This is a genomic window from Enterobacter sp. 22452 (genome assembly GCF_052045065.1).
GTDB lineage: Bacteria > Pseudomonadota > Gammaproteobacteria > Enterobacterales > Enterobacteriaceae > Enterobacter > Enterobacter mori.
In genome coordinates, this window is record NZ_JBQEOB010000001.1 from 223,721 (window position 1) to 242,159 (window position 18,439).

Sequence of the window (18,439 nt, forward strand, 5' to 3'; positions counted from 1 at the left end):
TTTATATGCTGGTGCGTAATCACTTAATAGCACAAAGCGATAATAACTATCTGTTTAGTAGCACAAAACATTAAAAACCCGCCGACACAGCCCGTTTATTTCCAGTTAATATTCACCCGCTAAATATTTAGCAGCGTGTCTATTAAGGAAAAATAATGACTATAAAAAAATCAGCACTGGCGGCAACGATCGGCGCGGCAGTGGCATTGACTACCTTCGCTTCTCAGGCGGAAATCACCGTTCTTAAGCAAGACCCACAGGCAGGCAATCCGCTGAGCCGTCTGAACTTCACCGTTGGCGGCAGTATTCGTCCTCAGTTCCAGAACATGACCGGCGACGACGGTAAAAACAGCTACAAGCGTAACGGTTTTGACGGCGGCACCCGTTTCCGTTTCGCAACAGATTACTATCTGTTTGATGACATCAGCTGGATCAGCTACTACGAGCTGGGTGTGAACATTCCAGCGCAGTTCAACTGGGATAACCACTACGCCGAGGGTGCGCACGACACGTCCCGTCGTATGCTCTATACCGGTCTGAAGAGCGACACCTGGGGTACGCTGACCTTCGGTCAACAGAACAGCGTTTACTATGATGTGGTGGGCGCGAAAACCGATATCTGGGACTACGACATGATCGGCCAGGCACCGGGTAACGGTATCAACGGCGATTACGACGGTTCTTATCGTTCACGCCAGATGCTGAAATATAAGAAAACCGTGGGCGATGCCGACATCTACGCATCTTACCTGTTTGAAGACAGCGAATACCTGCCGGGTAACGGCCTGCGCTACAAGCGTAAAGGCGGCGGCTCGCTCGGTCTGGATTATCACCTGACTACCGATCTGACCTGGGGCGCCGCGTGGAACTACACCCGCGCGGACATGCGTAACCCGGACAACGGCGACAGCAAAACCTACGACCAGAACATTCTCGGTACCGCGCTGAGCTGGACGCCGGACAACTGGACCTTCTCCGCAGGCGGCGGCTGGTATCAGAACTTCCTGACCACCAAAAAAGTATCTGTTAACGATTACTTTGCGGGCGACGCGTGGGGTATTGAATACTTCGCAGGGTACAAATTCCCAATCGGTCAGTACGCGGTTAAATCCATCCAGCCTTACTTCATGGGCGACCGCATTGAGTACGTGAACGGTCGTAACTACCAGCGCATCGATAACGGCGTGGGTATCAGCTTCCAGCTGGACTACGGTTTCCGCGTGGATTACGAACACGTGTTCACCTCCAGCACCGACAACCTGGGCGACATGAACCTGGTGCGTCTGCGTTACGACTTCTAACCCTCACCCTAACCCTCTCCCTGAAAGGGAGAGGGAACAGACGGGTAGAACACGTAGGCCGGGTAAGGCGTAGCCGCCACCCGGCTTTATTATTCAGCGATCAAGCCACTCAGCAATTTCTTCGTACGTCCCGCGATAGACAATCTTCTCCGCTTTCTTCTCCAGCTGATAGCCGTACATCGGGTCGTAATAGTCCTTCAGCAGCGGCGCAAGCCAGCTGAAGTGCGCGTCCGTGCTGCCAGAGCGTTGCTGTTCCAACAGCGCGGAATCTAACAGCGCGGTGAATTCTGCATACCGCTGCAGCCCCAGACGGCGGCGAATAGCGAACAGGCCGTGATGCAGATACTCGCTGTACTCTTTCCAGCCCGCTTCTTCACCGTAGGCAGCAGAAAAATCCGCCCACATATGGTCGAAATACTCTTCGCGCAGGCGTTCAAGACGAATTTCAAACGGGTCTTCGACGACAACGATAGGGGCTTCAACCATGCGGTCGCGCAGGCACTCCGGCAGGTGGTTGGAGCCAATCATCCGGCCCTCGTCTTCCAGCACCCAGCGAGAGGCGTCTTTTTTCAACAGCTCAACCGCAAGGTGGTTTTCAAAGCTGGCCTGGGAAAGCTGCGGCGTGAGCGTGCGGCCAAACGACGAACCGCGGTGGTGCGCCAGCCCTTCCAGATCGATACCCTGCGCGTGCTGCTTCACCAGCAGGGTTTTACCGTTTCCGGTGCAGCCGCCGATAAGCACCATCGGCTTTTGTGACTGCTCGATGGTCACCCGAATTGCCGTCTGGCGCAGGGCCTTATAGCCGCCGCGGATCAGCGGGTAGTCGACACCCGCCTCTTTCAGCCAGGCCTGCGAGATATGCGAGCGCTGGCCGCCGCGCGCGCAGCAGAGAAAGCCCTCTGGATGGGCAAGGCTGGCCTCGCGCCAGGCGTTGATACGTGCCTCACGCGTCTCGCCGTTCACCAGGCTATGGCCGAGCGCCAGTGCGGCGTCCGGTCCCTGACGTTTATAACAGGTGCCGACGGCGGCGCGCTCGTCATCGTTCATTAAAGGCAGGTTAAACGCCGCAGGCATCGCGCCCTGGGCGAATTCGATCGGCGCGCGAACGTCGATTAAAGGGGTATCAGACGCGAGGATCGCGCGATAGTCCGTTTCATCGTTCATGGTTATTCCAGAAGAAAACTCAGCAGCAATGGGCGGGGATTGTACGCCGGGGAAGGGGAAGGTCAACTCCCCGGCGTAGATGTCTTACTTGAGCTTTGACTGTGCCCAGACAATTCCGCTCGCGTATTCCGGCGGCAGGAGAGGGATCATCGCTTCCAGCGTGGCGCTCAGGCGATCGGTATCACTGTCGTTCAGGTTCAGGTGACCGACCTTACGACCCGCGCGAACCTCTTTGTCATACCAGTGCAGATGCACCAGCGGCAGCTTCAGCCAGTCGTAGTTCAGATCGGTGCCGATCAGGTTGATCATCACCGACGGGTTGTTCACCACCGGCTGCGGCAGCGGCAGGTCGGTGATCGCGCGCAGGTGCAGCTCGAACTGGCTGATGGACGCGCCGTTTTGCGTCCAGTGGCCGCTGTTGTGCACGCGCGGTGCCAGCTCGTTAATCAGCAGGCCGGATGGGGTGATAAAGCACTCCATCGCCATCACGCCGACATAGCCCAGTTCGTGCATGATGGCTGAGAGCATCTCTTCCGCCTGCGCCTGCTGGTCAGCATTGGCGTGCGGGAAGGCGACGCTGGTGCGCAGAATGCCGTCCTGATGCAGGTTATGCGTTAGCGGGTAAAAAACGGTGTGCCCGTCATGCCCGCGCGCGCCCACCAGGGACACTTCACCGCTGAAGTTAATGCCCTGCTCAACGATGCACTCGCCGTAGCAGTCGTCCGGCAGCTCGGCGGTGTCGTCTGCGCGTAAACGCCACTGGCCGCGGCCGTCGTAACCGCCCACGCGGCGCTTCACGATTGCCAGCTCGCCCAGCATCGCGAAGACGTCATTCCACTCGCTTTTATCTGACAGGAGCTGCCACGGTGCGGTTGCCAGACCGAGCTTGTCGAACAGCTGCTTTTGCGTCAGACGGTCGGCGATGACAGGGAACACGTCGCGGTTAACGAAGGCGTTATGACGCGCCAGCTCGCGGGTCAGCGCGGTTTCCGGCCAGCGTTCGATCTCGGCGGTGATCACGCTCTGGTGGAACGGTACGGCTTCAGGTTCAGCATCCAGCCCGACGGGCCAGACGGCAATACCCAGCGGTTCACCGGCCTGACGCAGCATGCGGCCTAACTGGCCGTTACCGAGGACGCAAACCTGCTTCATGCCGCACCCCGCGGGTCCGGGTTATCCAGCACCTCGTCGGTCTGGGCTTTACGCCATTCGGCCAGACGCTGGTGCAGGTCTTTATCGTGAGTCGCCAGGATTTGGGCTGCAAGCAGGGCTGCGTTTGCCGCACCCGCTTTGCCAATTGCCAGCGTGCCGACCGGAATACCGCGCGGCATCTGGACGATGGAGTAGAGGCTATCCACGCCGCTTAACGCGGCGCTTTGTACCGGGACGCCCAGAACCGGCACCAGGGTTTTGGCGGCAATCATGCCCGGCAGATGTGCTGCGCCGCCCGCACCGGCAATAATCACCTCGTAGCCGTTCTCTTCGGCGCTTTCGGCGAAGCTGAACAGTTTATCCGGGGTACGGTGCGCGGAGACCACTTCGACGTGGTGCGGAACATTCAGGATTTCAAAGATTTCGGCGGCGAACTGCATGGTAGCCCAGTCGCTTTTGGACCCCATCACGATGGCGACACGCGCCGGATTATTGCGGGAAGACATGCGTCTTAAAACTCCTGTGGTGCGAAACACACTGCTTTCGAGGGCACAGAGAATAGCATGTTATACGGGCAAGGAAAACGGTTGCGCGGTTAAATCTTGAGCCGTTGTTGCCATCAATTCATAACAAAACAGACCGCGTTCTGGCGGTCTGTTTTCATCAATCGGCAATGATTATTTAGTCAGTTGTGCGGTCATGTAAACGCGGTTGTCGACCTTCGCGCTCGTAATTTTATATGAGGCACCCTGTTCGGCGGCCTGCGCGGCAATTTTCGCTTCTGCGCGGTCAAGGGTAGAGGCGGTTGCGCTCACGCTCTGCGCGAAAGAACCGAAAGAAACCAGGGAGAGGGCAGCAACTGCAACGAAAGTTTTGATGGATTTCATGGTCGTATTCCTTAAGTAATTTATCTGGGATAGGGCGTTTTGCCCTGATGTGATAAATAATAGGCCGACCACGGGCTGATTAAAATCGAAACAATTTGCCAATATTGTTCAAAAAAATAGAATGAATTGTGAGGGGGATTAAAACGGAAACGCGATCAGCTCTACGCCCTCAGGCGTGACTTTGACCATGGATCCTTCGCTGTGCCAGGCACCCAATACCACGCGGTGGGCAGGTTCGCCGTTGGCGACCAGCGTGTGGACATCAGGACGATGGGTATGGCCGTGGATAAGCCACTGGACGCGATGCTTCTCCATCACGTTCACGACCGCCTGCGGGTTCACGTCCATGATGGTCATGGATTTGCTGCTGTTGGCGGCCTTGCTGCCCGCGCGCATTCTTGCGGCGATGCGGTTGCGGATAAACAGCGGCAGGGCGAGGAACAACGTCTGGATCCACGGGGTGTGGACCTTAGCGCGAAACGCCAGGTAACCGGTATCGTCAGTGCAGAGCGTGTCGCCGTGCATGATCAGGACGTTGCGGCCATAGAGGTCGAGCACCTGCTCTTCCGGCAGCAGCGTCATGCCGCTTTCGCGGGCGTAGCGCTGGCCTATCAGGAAATCACGGTTGCCGTGAATGAAGTAGCAGGGGACGCCGGAATCCACCAGCGTTTTAATGGCGGAAGCCATTTCACGGTGCAGCGGGTTCGGATCGTCGTCGCCAATCCAGGCTTCAAACAGATCGCCCAGGATGTACAGCGCGTCTGCGCTTTTCGCTTCACCGCGTAAAAAACGCAGAAAACCGGCGGTGATCGCCGGTTCTTCCGTTTGCAGATGCAGATCCGCAATAAAGAGTGTCGCCACGAATTACTCGCTGACGGTCACGCTTGTAATCACAACGTCTTCTTTAGGAACGTCCTGGTGCATACCGCTGCGGCCAGTAGAGACGGCTTTGATCTTGTCAACCACGTCCATACCTTCAACCACTTCTGCGAAGACGCAGTAGCCCCAACCCTGCAGGCTTTCGCCGGAGAAGTTCAGGAAGTCGTTGTCAGCCACGTTGATGAAGAACTGCGCGGTTGCAGAGTGTGGTGCCTGAGTACGGGCCATCGCCAGCGTACCGCGGGTGTTTTTCAGACCGTTGTTCGCTTCGTTTTTGATCGCTTCTTTGGTCTCTTTCTGGTTCATGCCAGGTTCAAAACCGCCGCCCTGGATCATAAAGCCGTTGATCACGCGGTGGAAAATGGTGTTGTTGTAGAAACCTTCGCGGCAGTAGTCCAGGAAGTTTTTAACTGTTTCAGGCGCTTTGTCATCAAAGGTCTTGATTACGATATCGCCATGATTAGTGTGGAAAGTAACCATTTTTGCATCCTGTTCCGTTATTGTGGTACGTCGACCCGCGTTCGGGTCATCTATAGGGGCTTGTTATAGCATAACCACAGGATGCGATCACCTTGCATTGTGTGCTGCTTCGGGTTTGAATTACGGGTAGAATACCCGGTTTTCGTCCACACACGTGTTTACATGGAATCTTCGATGTTAAAAATCTTTAATACAATGACGCGCCAAAAAGAGGAATTTAAACCTATCCATGCCGGGGAAGTCGGCATGTACGTGTGTGGTATTACGGTTTACGATCTCTGTCACATTGGCCATGGCCGTACCTTTGTCTCTTTCGACGTGGTTTCGCGCTACCTGCGCTTTCTGGGCTATACCCTGAAGTACGTGCGTAACATTACCGATATAGACGACAAAATCATCAAGCGCGCTAATGAAAACGGCGAAAGCTTTGTGGCGCTGGTGGACCGTATGATCGTTGAAATGCACAAAGATTTCGACGCCTTAAACATTCTGCGTCCGGACAGCGAGCCGCGCGCGACCCACCATATTCATGAAATTATCGACATCACCGAGAAGCTGATCGCGCGCGGTCACGCCTATGTGGCAGAAAACGGCGACGTGATGTTCTCCGTGCCGACGGATCCAACCTACGGCGCGCTTTCCCGTCAGGATCTGGACCAGCTCCAGGCCGGCGCGCGCGTTGACGTGGTTGACGTGAAGCGTAACCCGATGGACTTCGTACTGTGGAAAATGTCCAAAGAGGGTGAACCAAGCTGGCCATCCCCGTGGGGCGAAGGCCGTCCGGGCTGGCACATTGAATGTTCGGCAATGAACTGTAAACAGCTGGGCAAACATTTCGACATTCACGGCGGCGGTTCAGACCTGATGTTCCCGCACCACGAAAACGAAATCGCGCAGTCCACCTGCGCCCACGGCGGCGAGTACGTTAACTACTGGATGCACTCCGGGATGGTCATGGTTGACCGCGAGAAGATGTCGAAATCGCTGGGCAACTTCTTCACCGTGCGCGACGTGCTGAAGTATTACGACGCGGAAACCGTGCGCTACTTCCTGATGTCCGGCCACTATCGCAGCCAGCTGAACTACAGCGAAGAGAACCTGAAGCAGGCGCGCTCGGCGCTGGAGCGTCTGTACACCGCACTGCGCGGTACCGACAGATCTGTTCCTGCGGCAGGCGGTGAGGCGTTCGAAGCACGCTTCGTTGAGGTGATGAACGACGACTTCAACACCCCGGAAGCCTACTCCGTGCTGTTCGACATGGCGCGCGAAGTGAACCGCCTGAAGTCAGAAGACATGGCTGCGGCGAATGCGCTGGCGTCCCATCTGCGTAAGCTCTCTTCCGTGCTCGGCCTGCTGGAGCAGGAGCCGGACGCGTTCCTGCAGAGCGGCGCGCAGGCGGACGACGGCGAAGTGGCGGAGATTGAAGCGTTGATCAAAGCGCGTCTGGAAGCGCGTCAGGCGAAAGACTGGGCGGCGGCGGATGCGGCGCGCAACCGTCTGACCGAGATGGGCATCATTCTGGAAGATGGCCCGCAGGGCACGACCTGGCGCCGTAAGTAAGTCTGTCATGCCCGGTGGCGCTTCGCTTACCGGGCCTACAAAAGCACGACCGTAGGCCGGGTAAGGCGAAGCCGCCACCCGGCTTTTCTTTTATCTCCGTTTCCACCATAGCAACCCCATCAGCACCACACCCGGTAGCCACACCCACAGCAGTTCCGAGATAATGACCTGATGCCCGTACGGCGTGGTGTAGCGAGACAGCGCAAACGGCGCGACCTTGATCACCTGCCACGGCGCAAAGAAACGTTCATCCGACCACGGCCACAGCCAGCCGACGCCTTTCCCGCCGGTGGTGATCGAATCCAGCAGGCTGTGCGACAGCAATGACACCGTTAAAAACAGCCAGCAGCGCGTCAGGCTGGCCCGGAACCATCGTCGGCCAATCAGCACGCAAAGTATTGGCACCACAAAGGCGAACAGCAGGGAGTGGGTAAAGCCGCGATGGCCAAAAATATTCCCGTAGGCGACGCCGAATTTAAACGCCAGCACGTCAGCGTCGGGCAGCATGGCGAGCACGATACCGGCAAACAGCAGGCGGGGAGGGATGACTTTAGTTCCCAGACCTAAGCCCAGGCAAAGCGGAACAGCGGCGTGCGTAATAACGGTAGGCATTGCGATTATCCATGGTAAATCATGGAAATATAGCAGCGAATTCGCTTTTGCAAACCTGTGCTACATTCTGATTTTACGCCGATTCGCGCGCGATAAGCTGCCCGGAGAGGGTAATGCGCTGGGTTTGCAAGTCCGGCTCTTTCAGCTTGCGGATTATCAGCCCCGCTGCCTGACGCCCGGTTTCGTCACTGGCCGAGGAGACGTAGGTGAATGACGGTGATGTGAGGTTAACGTGAAGCATATCTTCAAAACCAATCAGCGCCACCTGCTGAGTTAAGAACACATCTTTCCCCACGGTGCGACCCACCTGATGAATGCCGGAGATAGAGCCGATCATGGCATCTGGCGAATGGCAGAGCAGGGCGGTGATGGCGTTATTTTTTTCCAGCAGTTGGCGAGTCGCCATCGCGGCGGCCTGCGTGTCGTCGCTGCAGGCCGGAGAATAGTCATCGCGCCAGACCAGTCCGCTTTGCGTCATCGCGCTGCGAAAACCGAGCAGGCGCTGCTCGCGGATAAGGCAGCCCTCGCGCCCGCCAATATAGGCGATCGTGCGGTGTCCGCGCTCGATAAGATAGCGCGCGGCCAGGTTTGCCGCCTGGCGGTTGTCGCGCATCACCAGATTGCATTTTTCATCGAGCAGGGACTGCGAGACCACCACCAGCGGCAGCGGACACTGGCGGATCTGCTCCGGCAGAGCAGAGGTGCGGGTGTCAGACGCGAGATAAATGACGCCTGCGACACCCTGCTGCTTAAACGACAGCAGGGTACGTTCCAGATGTTCCCGGTCGTTCAGCGGCTGACCGAGAAAAACCATGTATCCCTGCTTCTCCAGTTCCTGAACAATGCTTGCCATCACCTTGATGGAAAAGCTGTCGCTGAAGTCGCGCAGGATCAGGCCGATAAGATTAGAGGTGTTGGCGCGAAGGTTGGCAGCGGCGACGTTATGAACATAGCCGAGCGTCGTGATGGCGGCATTGACCTTCCCGATCGTCGCCTCTGAGATTTTCCCTTTCTGGCGTAGCACCAGCGAGACGGTAGAGACCGACACGCCTGCGTGCTTTGCGACATCAATGATGCTGACTTTCTTCAAAACCGCTCCCTGAAATTTACCGATAATCAGCCAGATAAGACACGTCTCCCAGCGTACAGGAGACGTGTCTTTCAGGCATCTTATTATTTGCCGATCATGGTGGACATGGTCTGGGCGATAAACTGTGCTCTGGCACCGAAAATCACCTGTATACCGTTGTCGCCGACGAAGACCACGCCGCGCGCACCGAGACCGTTGAGACCATCTTTATCTACCGCGTCGCTTTTTGCCACTTCCAGACGCAGGCGGGTGATACAGGAGCCAACCGAATCGATATTCTGCGCGCCTCCGAGCAGGCTGATGATTTCGGTGGCAAGTTCGGAATCGGACTTGTCATTCGCACTGGCGGTCACTTCGGTACGGCCCGGCGTTTTCACGTCGAAACGGCGGATCACAAAGCGGAAGGTAAAGTAGTAAATCAGCCCCATTGGGATACCGATGATAACGGCGCTCAGGAAGTTGGTCTGGTAGCCGTTAAACGACGGCAGGATCCCGAAAGACAGGTAGTCGATAAAGCCTGCCGAGAACGACTTGGCGATGTGCGCATGCAGCAGGTACATGGTCATGTACGCCAGGCCCGCCATGATGGCGTTGAAGACGTACAGGATCGGTGCCACGAAGATAAAGGTGAACTCAACCGGTTCGGTAATACCCGTCAGGAAGCAGGTCAGCGCCGCAGAGAACAGAATACCGGCCGCGATTTTCTTATTCTTCGTGTGCGCTTCGTGGTACATCGCCAGGCACGCCGCAGGCAGCGCAAACAGCATCAGCGGGAACTCGCCCTGCATGAACTTACCGGCGTTCTGGTAGGTGTCGCTGCTGAAGGATTTCACCCCTTCTTCCAGCATCTTGAACCAGATGGTCTGGTCGCCGTGGATCACCTGGCCCGCCTGAGTGGTGTAATCCCCGAACGAATACCAGAAGGACGGGTACCAGATGTGGTGCAGGCCGAGCGGGATCAGCGCGCGCTCTACCAGACCGAAGATAAAGGTCGAGGCCGCCTGGTTGTCGCCGTTCACCACCACGGAAAGGGCGTCGATACCGGCCTGAATATGCTGCCAGACGTACGGCAGCAGCAGACCGAGCAGGAACGACAGTAACGCTGTCGCAATTGCCACAAAACGCTTACCGGAGAAGAAGCCGAGGAACTCCGGCAGCTGCATGGTGTGGAAGCGGTTATAGCACCAGGCCGCGAGAATACCGCAGATCAGGCCGCCGAAGACGCCCATCTGCAGCGTCGGGATCCCGACCACCATGGCGTATTTCCCGCCCTGAGAGGCCATTTCCGGCGTGATGCTTAGCACGGTGCTGATGGTGATATTGGTGACAAACACCGAGACCGCCGCAGAGAGCGCCGCGATGCCGGACTCCGACGCCAGACCCACGGCAGAGCCGATAGCAAACAGCATCGGCAGGTTATCAAAGATAACCCCGCCCGCGTTCATCATCAGCGGCAGGTGGAACTTATCGCCGAAGGCCAGCAGCAGGCCCGCAGCGGGAAGCAGTGAAATTGGCAGCATTAAGGCGCGACCAATCATCGATAACTTAGACAACGATTTAACAAACCCTGATATCAGACTCATGCTGATTTCCCCCGAGTAGCGCTTTTTTGGCGCTGTTATTGTAAGTAGAACGTTTTAGTAGAACGTTCTACTTATCGTGGGGAAAGAGTGAAAAACGCGCAACTGAAATCTCACCTTTCAACAGATGAAATAGTGATTATTTGAAGTTGATCGATAAATAACCGTGATGGGTGTGAGGGGATTGTGAGAGAAATTGCCGGGTGGCGGCTTCGCCTTACCCGGCCTACAAACGGAGACAGTATGTAGGCCCGGTAAGCGCAGCGCCACCGGGCATCAAACGGCTCAGGCCGTCACGGTCACGCTCTGACCTTCAAAGCTCACGGTCTGACCCGCGACAATCTTGCAGCGCTTGCGGGTTTCCACCGCACCGTCGACTTTCACTCGCCCGTCGGCGATAACGATTTTGGCCTGCGCACCGCTTTCGCTCCAGCCTTCCAGCTTGAGCAGATCGCACAGCTCTACGTGCGGGTGTTTGCCTAATGAAAATGTGGCCATCTTATGCTTCCTCTACGTCGTGGTACTCTTCGCATGCCTGCAAAGTATTCTGAATCAGTGTTGCAACGGTCATCGGGCCCACGCCGCCCGGAACCGGCGTAATGTATGAGGCACGCGCCGCGGCATCTTCGTACACCACGTCGCCGACCACTTTGCCGCTTTCCAGACGGTTGATGCCCACGTCCACAACAATCGCACCCTCTTTAATCCACTCGCCCGGAATAAAGCCCGGCTTGCCGACCGCGACGATCAGCAGATCGGCATTTTCGACGTGGTGACGCAGGTTTTTGGTGAAGCGGTGGGTCACGGTGGTGGTGCAGCCCGCCAGCAGCAGCTCCATGCTCATCGGACGGCCCACGATGTTAGAGGCGCCAATCACCACGGCGTTCAGGCCGTAGGTGTCGATGTTATAGCGCTCCAGCAGCGTCACAATGCCGCGTGGCGTGCACGGGCGCAGACGCGGCGCGCGCTGGCACAGGCGGCCCACGTTGTACGGATGGAAACCGTCCACGTCTTTGTCCGGTGCGATACGTTCCAGCACCTTCACGTTGTCGATGCCCGCAGGCAGCGGCAGCTGTACCAAAATGCCGTCGATCTCGTTATCGGCATTCAGGGTGTCAATAAGTTCCAGCAGTTCCGCTTCGCTGGTGGTTTCAGGCAAATCGTAAGAGCGGGAGACGAACCCCACCTCTTCACACGCTTTGCGTTTGCTGCCGACATAAATCTGCGATGCCGGGTTGCTGCCAACCAGCACAACGGCCAGCCCGGGGGCGCGTTTTCCGGCGGCTTTACGCGCCTTCACTTTTTCAGCGACCTCAGAGCGCACCTGCTGCGCAATCGTTTTACCGTCAATAATCTTTGCTGCCATCAGAGAGAAGATTCCGTCTGTAACGTTTGAAAGGGGGGATTGCCTATATTTTGTCAGAAGCGAGCGCCGCTGTCAGTCACCCTTTGCGAGATTTCATCACGGGGTCGCAAAACCTTGTGGAAGGTATGGTCAATTTCCTAGGCGGGAATAGGATGTGACCTGGTAAAATGGCAGTGTTTTGACATATTTTAAAATAGTTTCCTGAGCTACTTTGTCTCCTCCGAAATAAGCTTTCAATTAATCAATTGAACGTATTTCTTATTCCCGATTATCCGCGGGAAGGGTTATTTACATTTTAAAGGAATAGACATGAAACTCAGCAACATTGCTTCTACTGTTATTGCAACTTTGGCCCTGGTCGCGGGTGCCGCTCATGCAGAAGATACCACAACGCCTGTTTCCGTTAATGGCGGTACCGTGCATTTCAAAGGTGAATTAGTGAATGCTGCGTGTTCAGTAAATACTGATTCTTCCGAGCAGACGGTTAATCTCGGTCAGTACCGTACCGCGAAATTCACCAAAGTGGGTGACACCACCTCCAATATTCCGTTCACCATCGAACTGAACGATTGCGATCCGCTGGTTGCGAAAACCGCTGCGGTGGCATTCACCGGTCAGATCGACGCGACGGATAAAACCCTGCTGGCGGTCACCTCTGGCAACAACGACAACACCGCGAAAGGCGTGGGTATCGAGATCCTCGACAGCAAATCCAGCGTCCTGACCCCAGACGGTGCCACCTTCTCTGCCGCGCAGAACCTGATTGAAGGCACGAACACCCTGAACTTCACCGCGCGTTATAAAGCCACTGCTGCGACCACCGAGCCAGGCCAGGCGAACGCTGACGCAACCTTCGTGATGAAATACGAGTAATGCCTGAGTACAGGGATGTGGTCGACCTCAGGGAGGAGGTCTTTTAATCGCTAATGCCGGGAACGAAGGATGACAAGGACTGGGATACTGTTTTTTGCCCTTGCGATTGCCCCAGCGGTAAACGCACATACCGTGGTAATCGACGGCGGCAAGGTTCACCTCAGAGGGGAACTGGTCAACGGCGGCTGCGCCGTGGCGCCTGATAGCCAGAATATGCGAGTGGATATGGGGCAGTACCGCACCAACTCATTTTCCGGCGTCGGCAGTTTTTCCACGGTAAACGTGCCTTTCACCGTACGGCTGCTCGACTGCAGCGTGGACGTTTCTCGTACCGTGGGGATCCAGTTTCAGGGCGCTACCCCTGCAGAAGATCCGCAGGTTTTTCTGGCGACATCGCGGCCAGGTGAAGCTCCTGTCAGCAGCGGCGTTGGGCTGGCGCTTTTCGACGAACAACAACGTCAGATTATCCCGAACGCCACGGCGGTCAGCTGGTTGCCCATTGATACCCGCGAGCTGGCGTTTCATTTCAGCGCTCGCTACCGGGCGATTTCCGAACACCTCGTGCCAGGCAATATTCAGTCGGATGTCTGGTTTACGTTGATTTATCCCTGACGCCTGCGAACACATTATTAAAGGTACGGTTGTGATGAACACCCTGATTAAACCCGGACTGTTTTTATCTTTTATTTTGATGATGGTTTCTGCCTGTGCAAATGCATCCGGCGGAATTGCGCTGGGCGCGACGCGCGTGATTTATCCGGCAGATGCAAAACAGACATCGCTGGCGATCACCAACAGTAACAAGCAGGAGCGTTATTTAATTAACGCGTGGATTGAAAACGCCAGCGGGCAAAAAGAAAAAACCTTTGCCGTCACGCCGCCGCTGTTTGTGAGCGAGCCGGACAGCGAAAACACGCTGCGCATTATTTATGCCGGGCCGACCCTGCCCGCCGATCGCGAATCGCTTTTTTACATGAACGTGAAGGCTATCCCGTCAGTGAGTAAGGCGAAAACAGAGAACAATAACGTGCTGCAGCTCGCCATTCTGTCACGCATCAAGCTGTTTGTGCGCCCGGCTAACCTGTCGATGCCGCCGGAAGAGGCGCTCTCCCAACTGCGCTTTGAACGCGTCGGGAACCACCTGAAGGTGAGCAATGCTTCACCCTACTACGTCACGCTGGTCAACCTGAAGCTTGGCGGTCAGACGCTGGAAAACCTGATGGTCGCGCCGAAAAACTCCGCACAGCAGGTGTTGCCAACCGCAGCCGGCGGCACGCTCTCCTGGCAGAGCGTCAATGATTACGGCGCTATTACTCCGGCGCGTAGCGTTAATCTGTGAGCAGAGTCAGGGCGATGAACACTCAATGGCGTTACTGCCCGGTTGCACTGGCATTGATGACAACGCTCTGGCCGCACACCGGCTGGAGCGAAAGCTACTTCAACCCGGCCTTTTTGTCCGACGACGCCGCCAGCGTGGCGGATTTGTCGCGTTTTGAACAAGGACACCAGCAGGCGACGGGCGTCTATCGCGTGGACATCTGGCGCAACGATGAGTTTATCGGCACGCAGGACGTGCGTTTTGAACAAGCCGAAAACACGCCACCCGTCGCGGGCGGGTTAGCGCCGTGCATTACGCGCGCGATGCTCGACCGTTTCGGCGTCAACATCGCGGCGTTCCCGGATCTGGCAAACGTGCAGGGAGAGACCTGCGTTCCGCTGACGACGGCTATTCCCGGCAGCGAAACGGCCTTCAACTTTACGTCACTGCGCCTGAACGTGAGCCTGCCGCAGGTAGCCATGCAAAACAGCGCCCGGGGCTACATTCCGCCTGAACAGTGGGATGAAGGCATTCCCGCCGCCCTGTTGAATTACAGCTTTACCGGCAACCGCGGCAGCGATGACGACAGCTATTACCTGAACCTGCAGAGCGGGCTGAACTATGGTGCCTGGCGATTACGCAATAACGGCGCGTGGCGTTACACCCAAAGTAACGGTCAGCGTCACAGCAACTGGCAGAATATTGGCACCTGGGCTCAGCGCACCGTCATTCCGCTGAAAAGCGAGCTGGTGCTGGGCGACAGCAATACCGGTAACGATGTTTTCGACAGCGTCGGCTTTCGGGGCGGGCGGCTCTTTTCCTCCGACAGCATGTACCCGGACAGCATGCAGGGCTACGCGCCAACCGTGCGCGGTATTGCCCGCACGCCAGCCAAGGTAGCGATCCGCCAGAACGGTTATGTCATTTACCAGAGCTATGTCCAGCCTGGGGCGTTTGCCATTACCGACCTTAACCCAACCTCATCAAGCGGCGATCTTGAGGTAACGGTAGAAGAGAAGGACGGTAGCCAGCAGCGTTACACCGTGCCTTACTCCACCGTGCCGTTGCTGCAGCGTGAAGGACGCTGGAAATATGACCTGGTGGCGGGGGATTACCGCAGCGGCAACAGCGAGCAGGACACGCCGTTCTTCGCTCAGGGAACGCTCATTACCGGCCTGGCCGACGGCTATACGCTGTACGGCGGCACGCAGCTGGCGTCACGCTATACCGCGATTGCCCTCGGGGCCGGGAAAAACCTCGGGGACTGGGGGGCGGTCTCGCTCGATCTCACCCATGCCCGCAGCCAGCTCGCGGATGACAGCCGCCATGAAGGGCAGTCCCTGCGCTTCCTCTACGCAAAATCCCTTAACGGCTTCGGCACCAACTTCCAGCTGCTGGGCTATCGCTACTCGACCAAAGGGTTCTACACACTGGACGATGTGGCGTGGCGCTCAATGGAAGGCTATCAGTATGGCGAAGGCCAGGACGATGACGGCGTGCCGGATGTGCAGAGTTATCACAACCTGACGTGGAACAAAAAGGGGCGCTTCCAGCTCAACATTTCCCAGTCGCTGGGGGATTACGGCTCGGTTTACCTCTCCGGTAGCCAGCAGAGCTATTGGGGCACCAGTGAATCTAACGTCTGGTATCAGCTGGGCTATGCGGGCGGCGTGAAGGGGATCAACTACTCCGTGTCCTGGTCGTGGAACAAGGCCGTTGGGATCGACGGTACCGACCGGATTGCGTCGTTTAACGTCTCCGTGCCGTTCAGCCTGTTTACCCGTCACGGCTATCGCCGCGATAGCGCCATCGACAGAGCCTACGCTACCGCTTCTGCCAGCCGTAACAGCGACGGCGATACCAGCTGGCAGACCGGCGTGAGCGGAACACTGCTCGAAGACCGTAACCTGAACTACAGCGTCACGCAGGGGCACGCCAGCAATAACGGTGCAAGCGGCAGCGCCAGCGCCAACTGGCAGGCGACCTACGGCACGCTGGGCGTGGGCTACAACTACGCCCGCGACCAGCACGATCTCAACTGGCAGCTTTCCGGCGGCGTGGTGGGGCATTCAGACGGGGTGACCTTCAGCCAGCCGCTGGGCGACACCAACGTGCTGATCAAAGCGCCGGGAGCATCAGGCGTCAGTATTGAAAACCAGACCGGGGTGAAAACCGACTGGCGAGGCTACGCGGTGATGCCGTATGCCACCGTCTACCGCTACAACCGCGTGGCGTTGGACACCAATACCATGAGCAACAACACCGACATCGAAAATAACGTGAGCAGCGTGGTGCCGACCAAAGGGGCGCTGGTGCGCGCCAGCTTCGATACCCGTATTGGCGTGCGCGCTCTGCTGACCGTCAAGCTCGGCGACCAGCCCGTGCCGTTTGGTGCGGTAGTGCGTGAAACGCAAAGCGGCGTCACCAGCATGGTGGGGGATGACGGGCAGATTTACCTCAGCGGGCTGCCGCTGGAAGGTGAGCTGCTTATCCAGTGGGGCGACGGAAAACAGTCCCAGTGCCGTGCAAGCTATCACTTACCACCGGAAAGCCTGAACCAGGCCATTACGCTGGCGGGGGCACGCTGTGAACGCTAACAGGAACCCAATCATGACCCTTATCCGTAGCATATTTGGCGCGGCAGTGTTGTGCAGCGCACTGCCCGCATGGGCCACGGTGTGCCAGAACTCCACCGGCGTGGCGAAGGATATTTCTTACGATCTCTCCAACGTGTTTAACAGCTCTAACAACAGGCCGGGGGAGATTGTCACCCTGGCGCAAAAATCTGGACTGGTGGGGGTGAATGCCATTTGTCCCCGCGGGACAACCGGTAAATCCACCATGCGCAGCTATGTCACCGACTTGCCCATTACCACGGTGATCGACAGCTATAAATATGTGAAGCTGAATGAGTACCTCGACGGCGCCATGCAGATCCACGATGACTTTGCGGGCACGTTCTACCCTCCCGCGAACTATATCCAGATGGGGCAGCACCCCAACGTACCGAATAACAAGGCTTTTCCGGTGACCGATTCCAAGCTGGTTTTCCGTCTGAGGGTAACGCGGCGCTTTATCAATATGGTGGTGATCCCGCAGCAGACCATGTTCAGGGTCTATGTCACGACGACAACCGCCGATCCGCTTAATACGCCGGTCTATACCATCAGCTACAGCGGAACGATTCAGGTGCCGCAAAGCTGTGCGATCAACGCAGGCCAGGTCGTGGAGTTTGATTTTGGCGATATTGGTGCGTCGTTGTTTAGCCAGGCCGGTGCCGGCAATCGACCGCAGAAGGTTACGCCTCAAAGCAAAACCATTGCCATTAAATGCACAAACGTTGAAGCCAATGCGTATCTGACGATGCGTATCGAAGCGGAGAAAGTGTCCGGTAATGCGCTGGTTTCTAATAATCCCGATCTGGGGTTTGTGGTCGCTAACGAAAGCGGCACGCCGCTGACGCCTAACACGCTCACCAGCAAAATTCCGTTCCGCCTGGATGACAGCGCTCAGGCACAGGTCGGCATTCGTGTCTGGCCTGTGAGCGTGACGGGCAACAAGCCTGCCGAGGGCCGTTTCACCTCGCGCGGCTATCTTCGCGTGGATTACGATTAAGGAGGAGCAATGGGACACTGGAGCAGGTACATTGCTGCGGGAGTACTGATGATGCTTCACGCTGGCGCTCAGGCGGCCACGGCGCTGGGGGAAATCAATATTGAGATGTCCGGCAACATCGTCGATTTCACCTGCGTGGCCGAAGGCAATGACAGCGATAAGGTCGTCACGCTCGGCACCTGGCCGACGAAACAGCTTAGAACTACGGGGAGCCGCACGCAGCCCATGCCGTTTACGCTGAAGCTGACCGGCTGTCCTCCTGGCGCAGCCTCCATTACGTTTTCAGGAAAAGCAGACGGCAGCGACAGCGGTTTGCTGGCGCTCAATGATGGCAGTACGGCGGGTCAGGTTGCCGTGGAGATCCGCGATGCGGATAAAACACGGCTGGATCTTCAGCAGGCCAGCCAGCCGGTGACGGTCGATGCAGAAGGTAATGCGGTACTGTCGTTTTATGCCAATTATATTGCCACAGCGGATAACCCTCAGCCGGGACGGGCCGATGCGGATGCCACGTTTATGATCAATTATAATTAGCGCTGACCGCACTCCCTGCAACTCACTT

19 protein-coding genes are annotated in these 18,439 nt (G+C 57.0%); 8 read left to right on the forward strand and 11 right to left on the reverse strand.

The window, feature by feature from the left end:
- The first annotated feature begins 155 nt into the window (after positions 1–155).
- A complete protein-coding gene (locus ACTJJA_RS01085; RefSeq protein WP_440665672.1) occupies positions 156–1,301 on the forward strand; it encodes a porin in 1,146 nt (381 codons plus the stop codon).
- Between the two features lie 93 nt (positions 1,302–1,394).
- On the opposite strand, the gene mnmH is transcribed toward ACTJJA_RS01085, so the two are convergent.
- From mnmH to ppiB, 6 genes are all read right to left on the reverse strand, one after another.
- Complete coding sequence (gene mnmH / locus ACTJJA_RS01090; RefSeq protein ID WP_440665674.1) at positions 1,395–2,465, reverse strand: tRNA 2-selenouridine(34) synthase MnmH; 1,071 nt, start codon at positions 2,463–2,465, stop codon at positions 1,395–1,397.
- A gap of 84 nt (positions 2,466–2,549) precedes the next feature.
- Entirely contained in the window at positions 2,550–3,617 is a 1,068-nt protein-coding gene (gene purK / locus ACTJJA_RS01095; protein WP_440665676.1) for a 5-(carboxyamino)imidazole ribonucleotide synthase, read from the reverse strand.
- Complete coding sequence (gene purE / locus ACTJJA_RS01100) at positions 3,614–4,123, reverse strand: 5-(carboxyamino)imidazole ribonucleotide mutase (protein ID WP_006809824.1); 510 nt, start codon at positions 4,121–4,123, stop codon at positions 3,614–3,616. Before purE ends, purK begins: the two co-directional genes overlap by 4 nt.
- A 171-nt stretch (positions 4,124–4,294) precedes the next feature.
- Positions 4,295–4,504 carry a YdgH/BhsA/McbA-like domain containing protein gene (locus tag ACTJJA_RS01105; RefSeq protein WP_010428245.1) on the reverse strand — a complete coding sequence of 70 codons (210 nt, stop codon included), beginning with the start codon at positions 4,502–4,504 and terminating at the stop codon, positions 4,295–4,297.
- A 138-nt stretch (positions 4,505–4,642) separates the two neighbouring features.
- The gene (lpxH, locus tag ACTJJA_RS01110) at positions 4,643–5,365 is read right to left on the reverse strand and encodes a UDP-2,3-diacylglucosamine diphosphatase (RefSeq protein WP_440665678.1); all 723 of its coding nucleotides are present in this window, start codon (positions 5,363–5,365) and stop codon (positions 4,643–4,645) included.
- Positions 5,366–5,368: 3 nt separating this feature from the next.
- Positions 5,369–5,863, reverse strand: a complete 495-nt coding sequence (ppiB, locus tag ACTJJA_RS01115; protein WP_010428247.1) for a peptidylprolyl isomerase B — start codon at positions 5,861–5,863, stop codon at positions 5,369–5,371.
- A gap of 174 nt (positions 5,864–6,037) precedes the next feature.
- Between ppiB and cysS the strand changes: the two genes are divergently transcribed.
- Positions 6,038–7,423, forward strand: coding sequence for a cysteine--tRNA ligase (cysS, locus tag ACTJJA_RS01120; RefSeq protein WP_010428248.1), 1,386 nt, complete (start codon positions 6,038–6,040; stop codon positions 7,421–7,423).
- Between the two features lie 90 nt (positions 7,424–7,513).
- Here cysS and ACTJJA_RS01125 read toward each other — a convergent pair whose 3' ends face one another.
- The 5 genes from ACTJJA_RS01125 to folD all read right to left on the reverse strand — a co-directional run bounded on the left by ACTJJA_RS01125 (position 7,514) and on the right by folD (position 12,071).
- Positions 7,514–8,035, reverse strand: a complete 522-nt coding sequence (locus tag ACTJJA_RS01125) for a metal-dependent hydrolase (protein ID WP_109492443.1) — start codon at positions 8,033–8,035, stop codon at positions 7,514–7,516.
- A 73-nt stretch (positions 8,036–8,108) separates the two neighbouring features.
- Positions 8,109–9,125 (reverse strand): Mal regulon transcriptional regulator MalI, encoded by a 1,017-nt coding sequence (gene malI / locus ACTJJA_RS01130; RefSeq protein WP_010428250.1) that lies wholly within the window; start codon positions 9,123–9,125, stop codon positions 8,109–8,111.
- A gap of 83 nt (positions 9,126–9,208) precedes the next feature.
- Complete coding sequence (locus ACTJJA_RS01135) at positions 9,209–10,708, reverse strand: PTS transporter subunit EIIC (RefSeq protein WP_089599406.1); 1,500 nt, start codon at positions 10,706–10,708, stop codon at positions 9,209–9,211.
- A gap of 282 nt (positions 10,709–10,990) precedes the next feature.
- The gene (gene ybcJ / locus ACTJJA_RS01140; RefSeq protein ID WP_010428256.1) at positions 10,991–11,203 is read right to left on the reverse strand and encodes a ribosome-associated protein YbcJ; all 213 of its coding nucleotides are present in this window, start codon (positions 11,201–11,203) and stop codon (positions 10,991–10,993) included.
- A 1-nt stretch (position 11,204) separates the two neighbouring features.
- Positions 11,205–12,071 (reverse strand): bifunctional methylenetetrahydrofolate dehydrogenase/methenyltetrahydrofolate cyclohydrolase FolD, encoded by an 867-nt coding sequence (folD, locus tag ACTJJA_RS01145; RefSeq protein WP_010428257.1) that lies wholly within the window; start codon positions 12,069–12,071, stop codon positions 11,205–11,207.
- 309 nt (positions 12,072–12,380) lie between these two features.
- On the opposite strand from folD, the gene fimA reads away from it, so the two are divergent.
- The 6 genes from fimA to sfmF all read left to right on the forward strand — a co-directional run bounded on the left by fimA (position 12,381) and on the right by sfmF (position 18,411).
- Positions 12,381–12,944 (forward strand): type 1 fimbrial major subunit FimA, encoded by a 564-nt coding sequence (gene fimA / locus ACTJJA_RS01150; protein ID WP_089599404.1) that lies wholly within the window; start codon positions 12,381–12,383, stop codon positions 12,942–12,944.
- Positions 12,945–13,013: 69 nt separating this feature from the next.
- Positions 13,014–13,556 (forward strand): type 1 fimbrial protein subunit FimI, encoded by a 543-nt coding sequence (gene fimI, locus ACTJJA_RS01155; RefSeq protein WP_440665683.1) that lies wholly within the window; start codon positions 13,014–13,016, stop codon positions 13,554–13,556.
- A gap of 34 nt (positions 13,557–13,590) precedes the next feature.
- The gene (gene fimC, locus ACTJJA_RS01160) at positions 13,591–14,283 is read left to right on the forward strand and encodes a type 1 fimbria chaperone FimC (protein WP_440665685.1); all 693 of its coding nucleotides are present in this window, start codon (positions 13,591–13,593) and stop codon (positions 14,281–14,283) included.
- A gap of 14 nt (positions 14,284–14,297) precedes the next feature.
- The gene (locus ACTJJA_RS01165; protein ID WP_440665687.1) at positions 14,298–16,859 is read left to right on the forward strand and encodes a fimbrial biogenesis usher protein; all 2,562 of its coding nucleotides are present in this window, start codon (positions 14,298–14,300) and stop codon (positions 16,857–16,859) included.
- Between the two features lie 13 nt (positions 16,860–16,872).
- Positions 16,873–17,877 carry a type 1 fimbria D-mannose specific adhesin FimH gene (fimH, locus tag ACTJJA_RS01170; RefSeq protein WP_440665689.1) on the forward strand — a complete coding sequence of 335 codons (1,005 nt, stop codon included), beginning with the start codon at positions 16,873–16,875 and terminating at the stop codon, positions 17,875–17,877.
- 9 nt (positions 17,878–17,886) lie between these two features.
- Complete coding sequence (gene sfmF, locus ACTJJA_RS01175; protein ID WP_010428269.1) at positions 17,887–18,411, forward strand: fimbria assembly protein; 525 nt, start codon at positions 17,887–17,889, stop codon at positions 18,409–18,411.
- Positions 18,412–18,439: the final 28 nt, after the last annotated feature.

What these genes read in the sequence shown, in the direction of transcription:
- purK (WP_440665676.1), bottom strand. Translation starts at nt 3,617, where the DNA reads ATGAAGCAGGTTTGCGTCCTCGGTAACGGCCAGTTAGGCCGCATGCTG.
- fimH (WP_440665689.1), top strand. Translation starts at nt 16,873, where the DNA reads ATGACCCTTATCCGTAGCATATTTGGCGCGGCAGTGTTGTGCAGCGCA.
- ppiB (WP_010428247.1), bottom strand. Translation starts at nt 5,863, where the DNA reads ATGGTTACTTTCCACACTAATCATGGCGATATCGTAATCAAGACCTTT.
- purE (WP_006809824.1), bottom strand. Translation starts at nt 4,123, where the DNA reads ATGTCTTCCCGCAATAATCCGGCGCGTGTCGCCATCGTGATGGGGTCC.
- ACTJJA_RS01085 (WP_440665672.1), top strand. Translation starts at nt 156, where the DNA reads ATGACTATAAAAAAATCAGCACTGGCGGCAACGATCGGCGCGGCAGTG.
- folD (WP_010428257.1), bottom strand. Translation starts at nt 12,071, where the DNA reads ATGGCAGCAAAGATTATTGACGGTAAAACGATTGCGCAGCAGGTGCGC.
- fimA (WP_089599404.1), top strand. Translation starts at nt 12,381, where the DNA reads ATGAAACTCAGCAACATTGCTTCTACTGTTATTGCAACTTTGGCCCTG.
- ACTJJA_RS01135 (WP_089599406.1), bottom strand. Translation starts at nt 10,708, where the DNA reads ATGAGTCTGATATCAGGGTTTGTTAAATCGTTGTCTAAGTTATCGATG.
- mnmH (WP_440665674.1), bottom strand. Translation starts at nt 2,465, where the DNA reads ATGAACGATGAAACGGACTATCGCGCGATCCTCGCGTCTGATACCCCT.
- ACTJJA_RS01105 (WP_010428245.1), bottom strand. Translation starts at nt 4,504, where the DNA reads ATGAAATCCATCAAAACTTTCGTTGCAGTTGCTGCCCTCTCCCTGGTT.
- cysS (WP_010428248.1), top strand. Translation starts at nt 6,038, where the DNA reads ATGTTAAAAATCTTTAATACAATGACGCGCCAAAAAGAGGAATTTAAA.
- sfmF (WP_010428269.1), top strand. Translation starts at nt 17,887, where the DNA reads ATGGGACACTGGAGCAGGTACATTGCTGCGGGAGTACTGATGATGCTT.
- fimI (WP_440665683.1), top strand. Translation starts at nt 13,014, where the DNA reads ATGACAAGGACTGGGATACTGTTTTTTGCCCTTGCGATTGCCCCAGCG.
- ybcJ (WP_010428256.1), bottom strand. Translation starts at nt 11,203, where the DNA reads ATGGCCACATTTTCATTAGGCAAACACCCGCACGTAGAGCTGTGCGAT.
- fimC (WP_440665685.1), top strand. Translation starts at nt 13,591, where the DNA reads ATGAACACCCTGATTAAACCCGGACTGTTTTTATCTTTTATTTTGATG.
- ACTJJA_RS01165 (WP_440665687.1), top strand. Translation starts at nt 14,298, where the DNA reads ATGAACACTCAATGGCGTTACTGCCCGGTTGCACTGGCATTGATGACA.
- ACTJJA_RS01125 (WP_109492443.1), bottom strand. Translation starts at nt 8,035, where the DNA reads ATGCCTACCGTTATTACGCACGCCGCTGTTCCGCTTTGCCTGGGCTTA.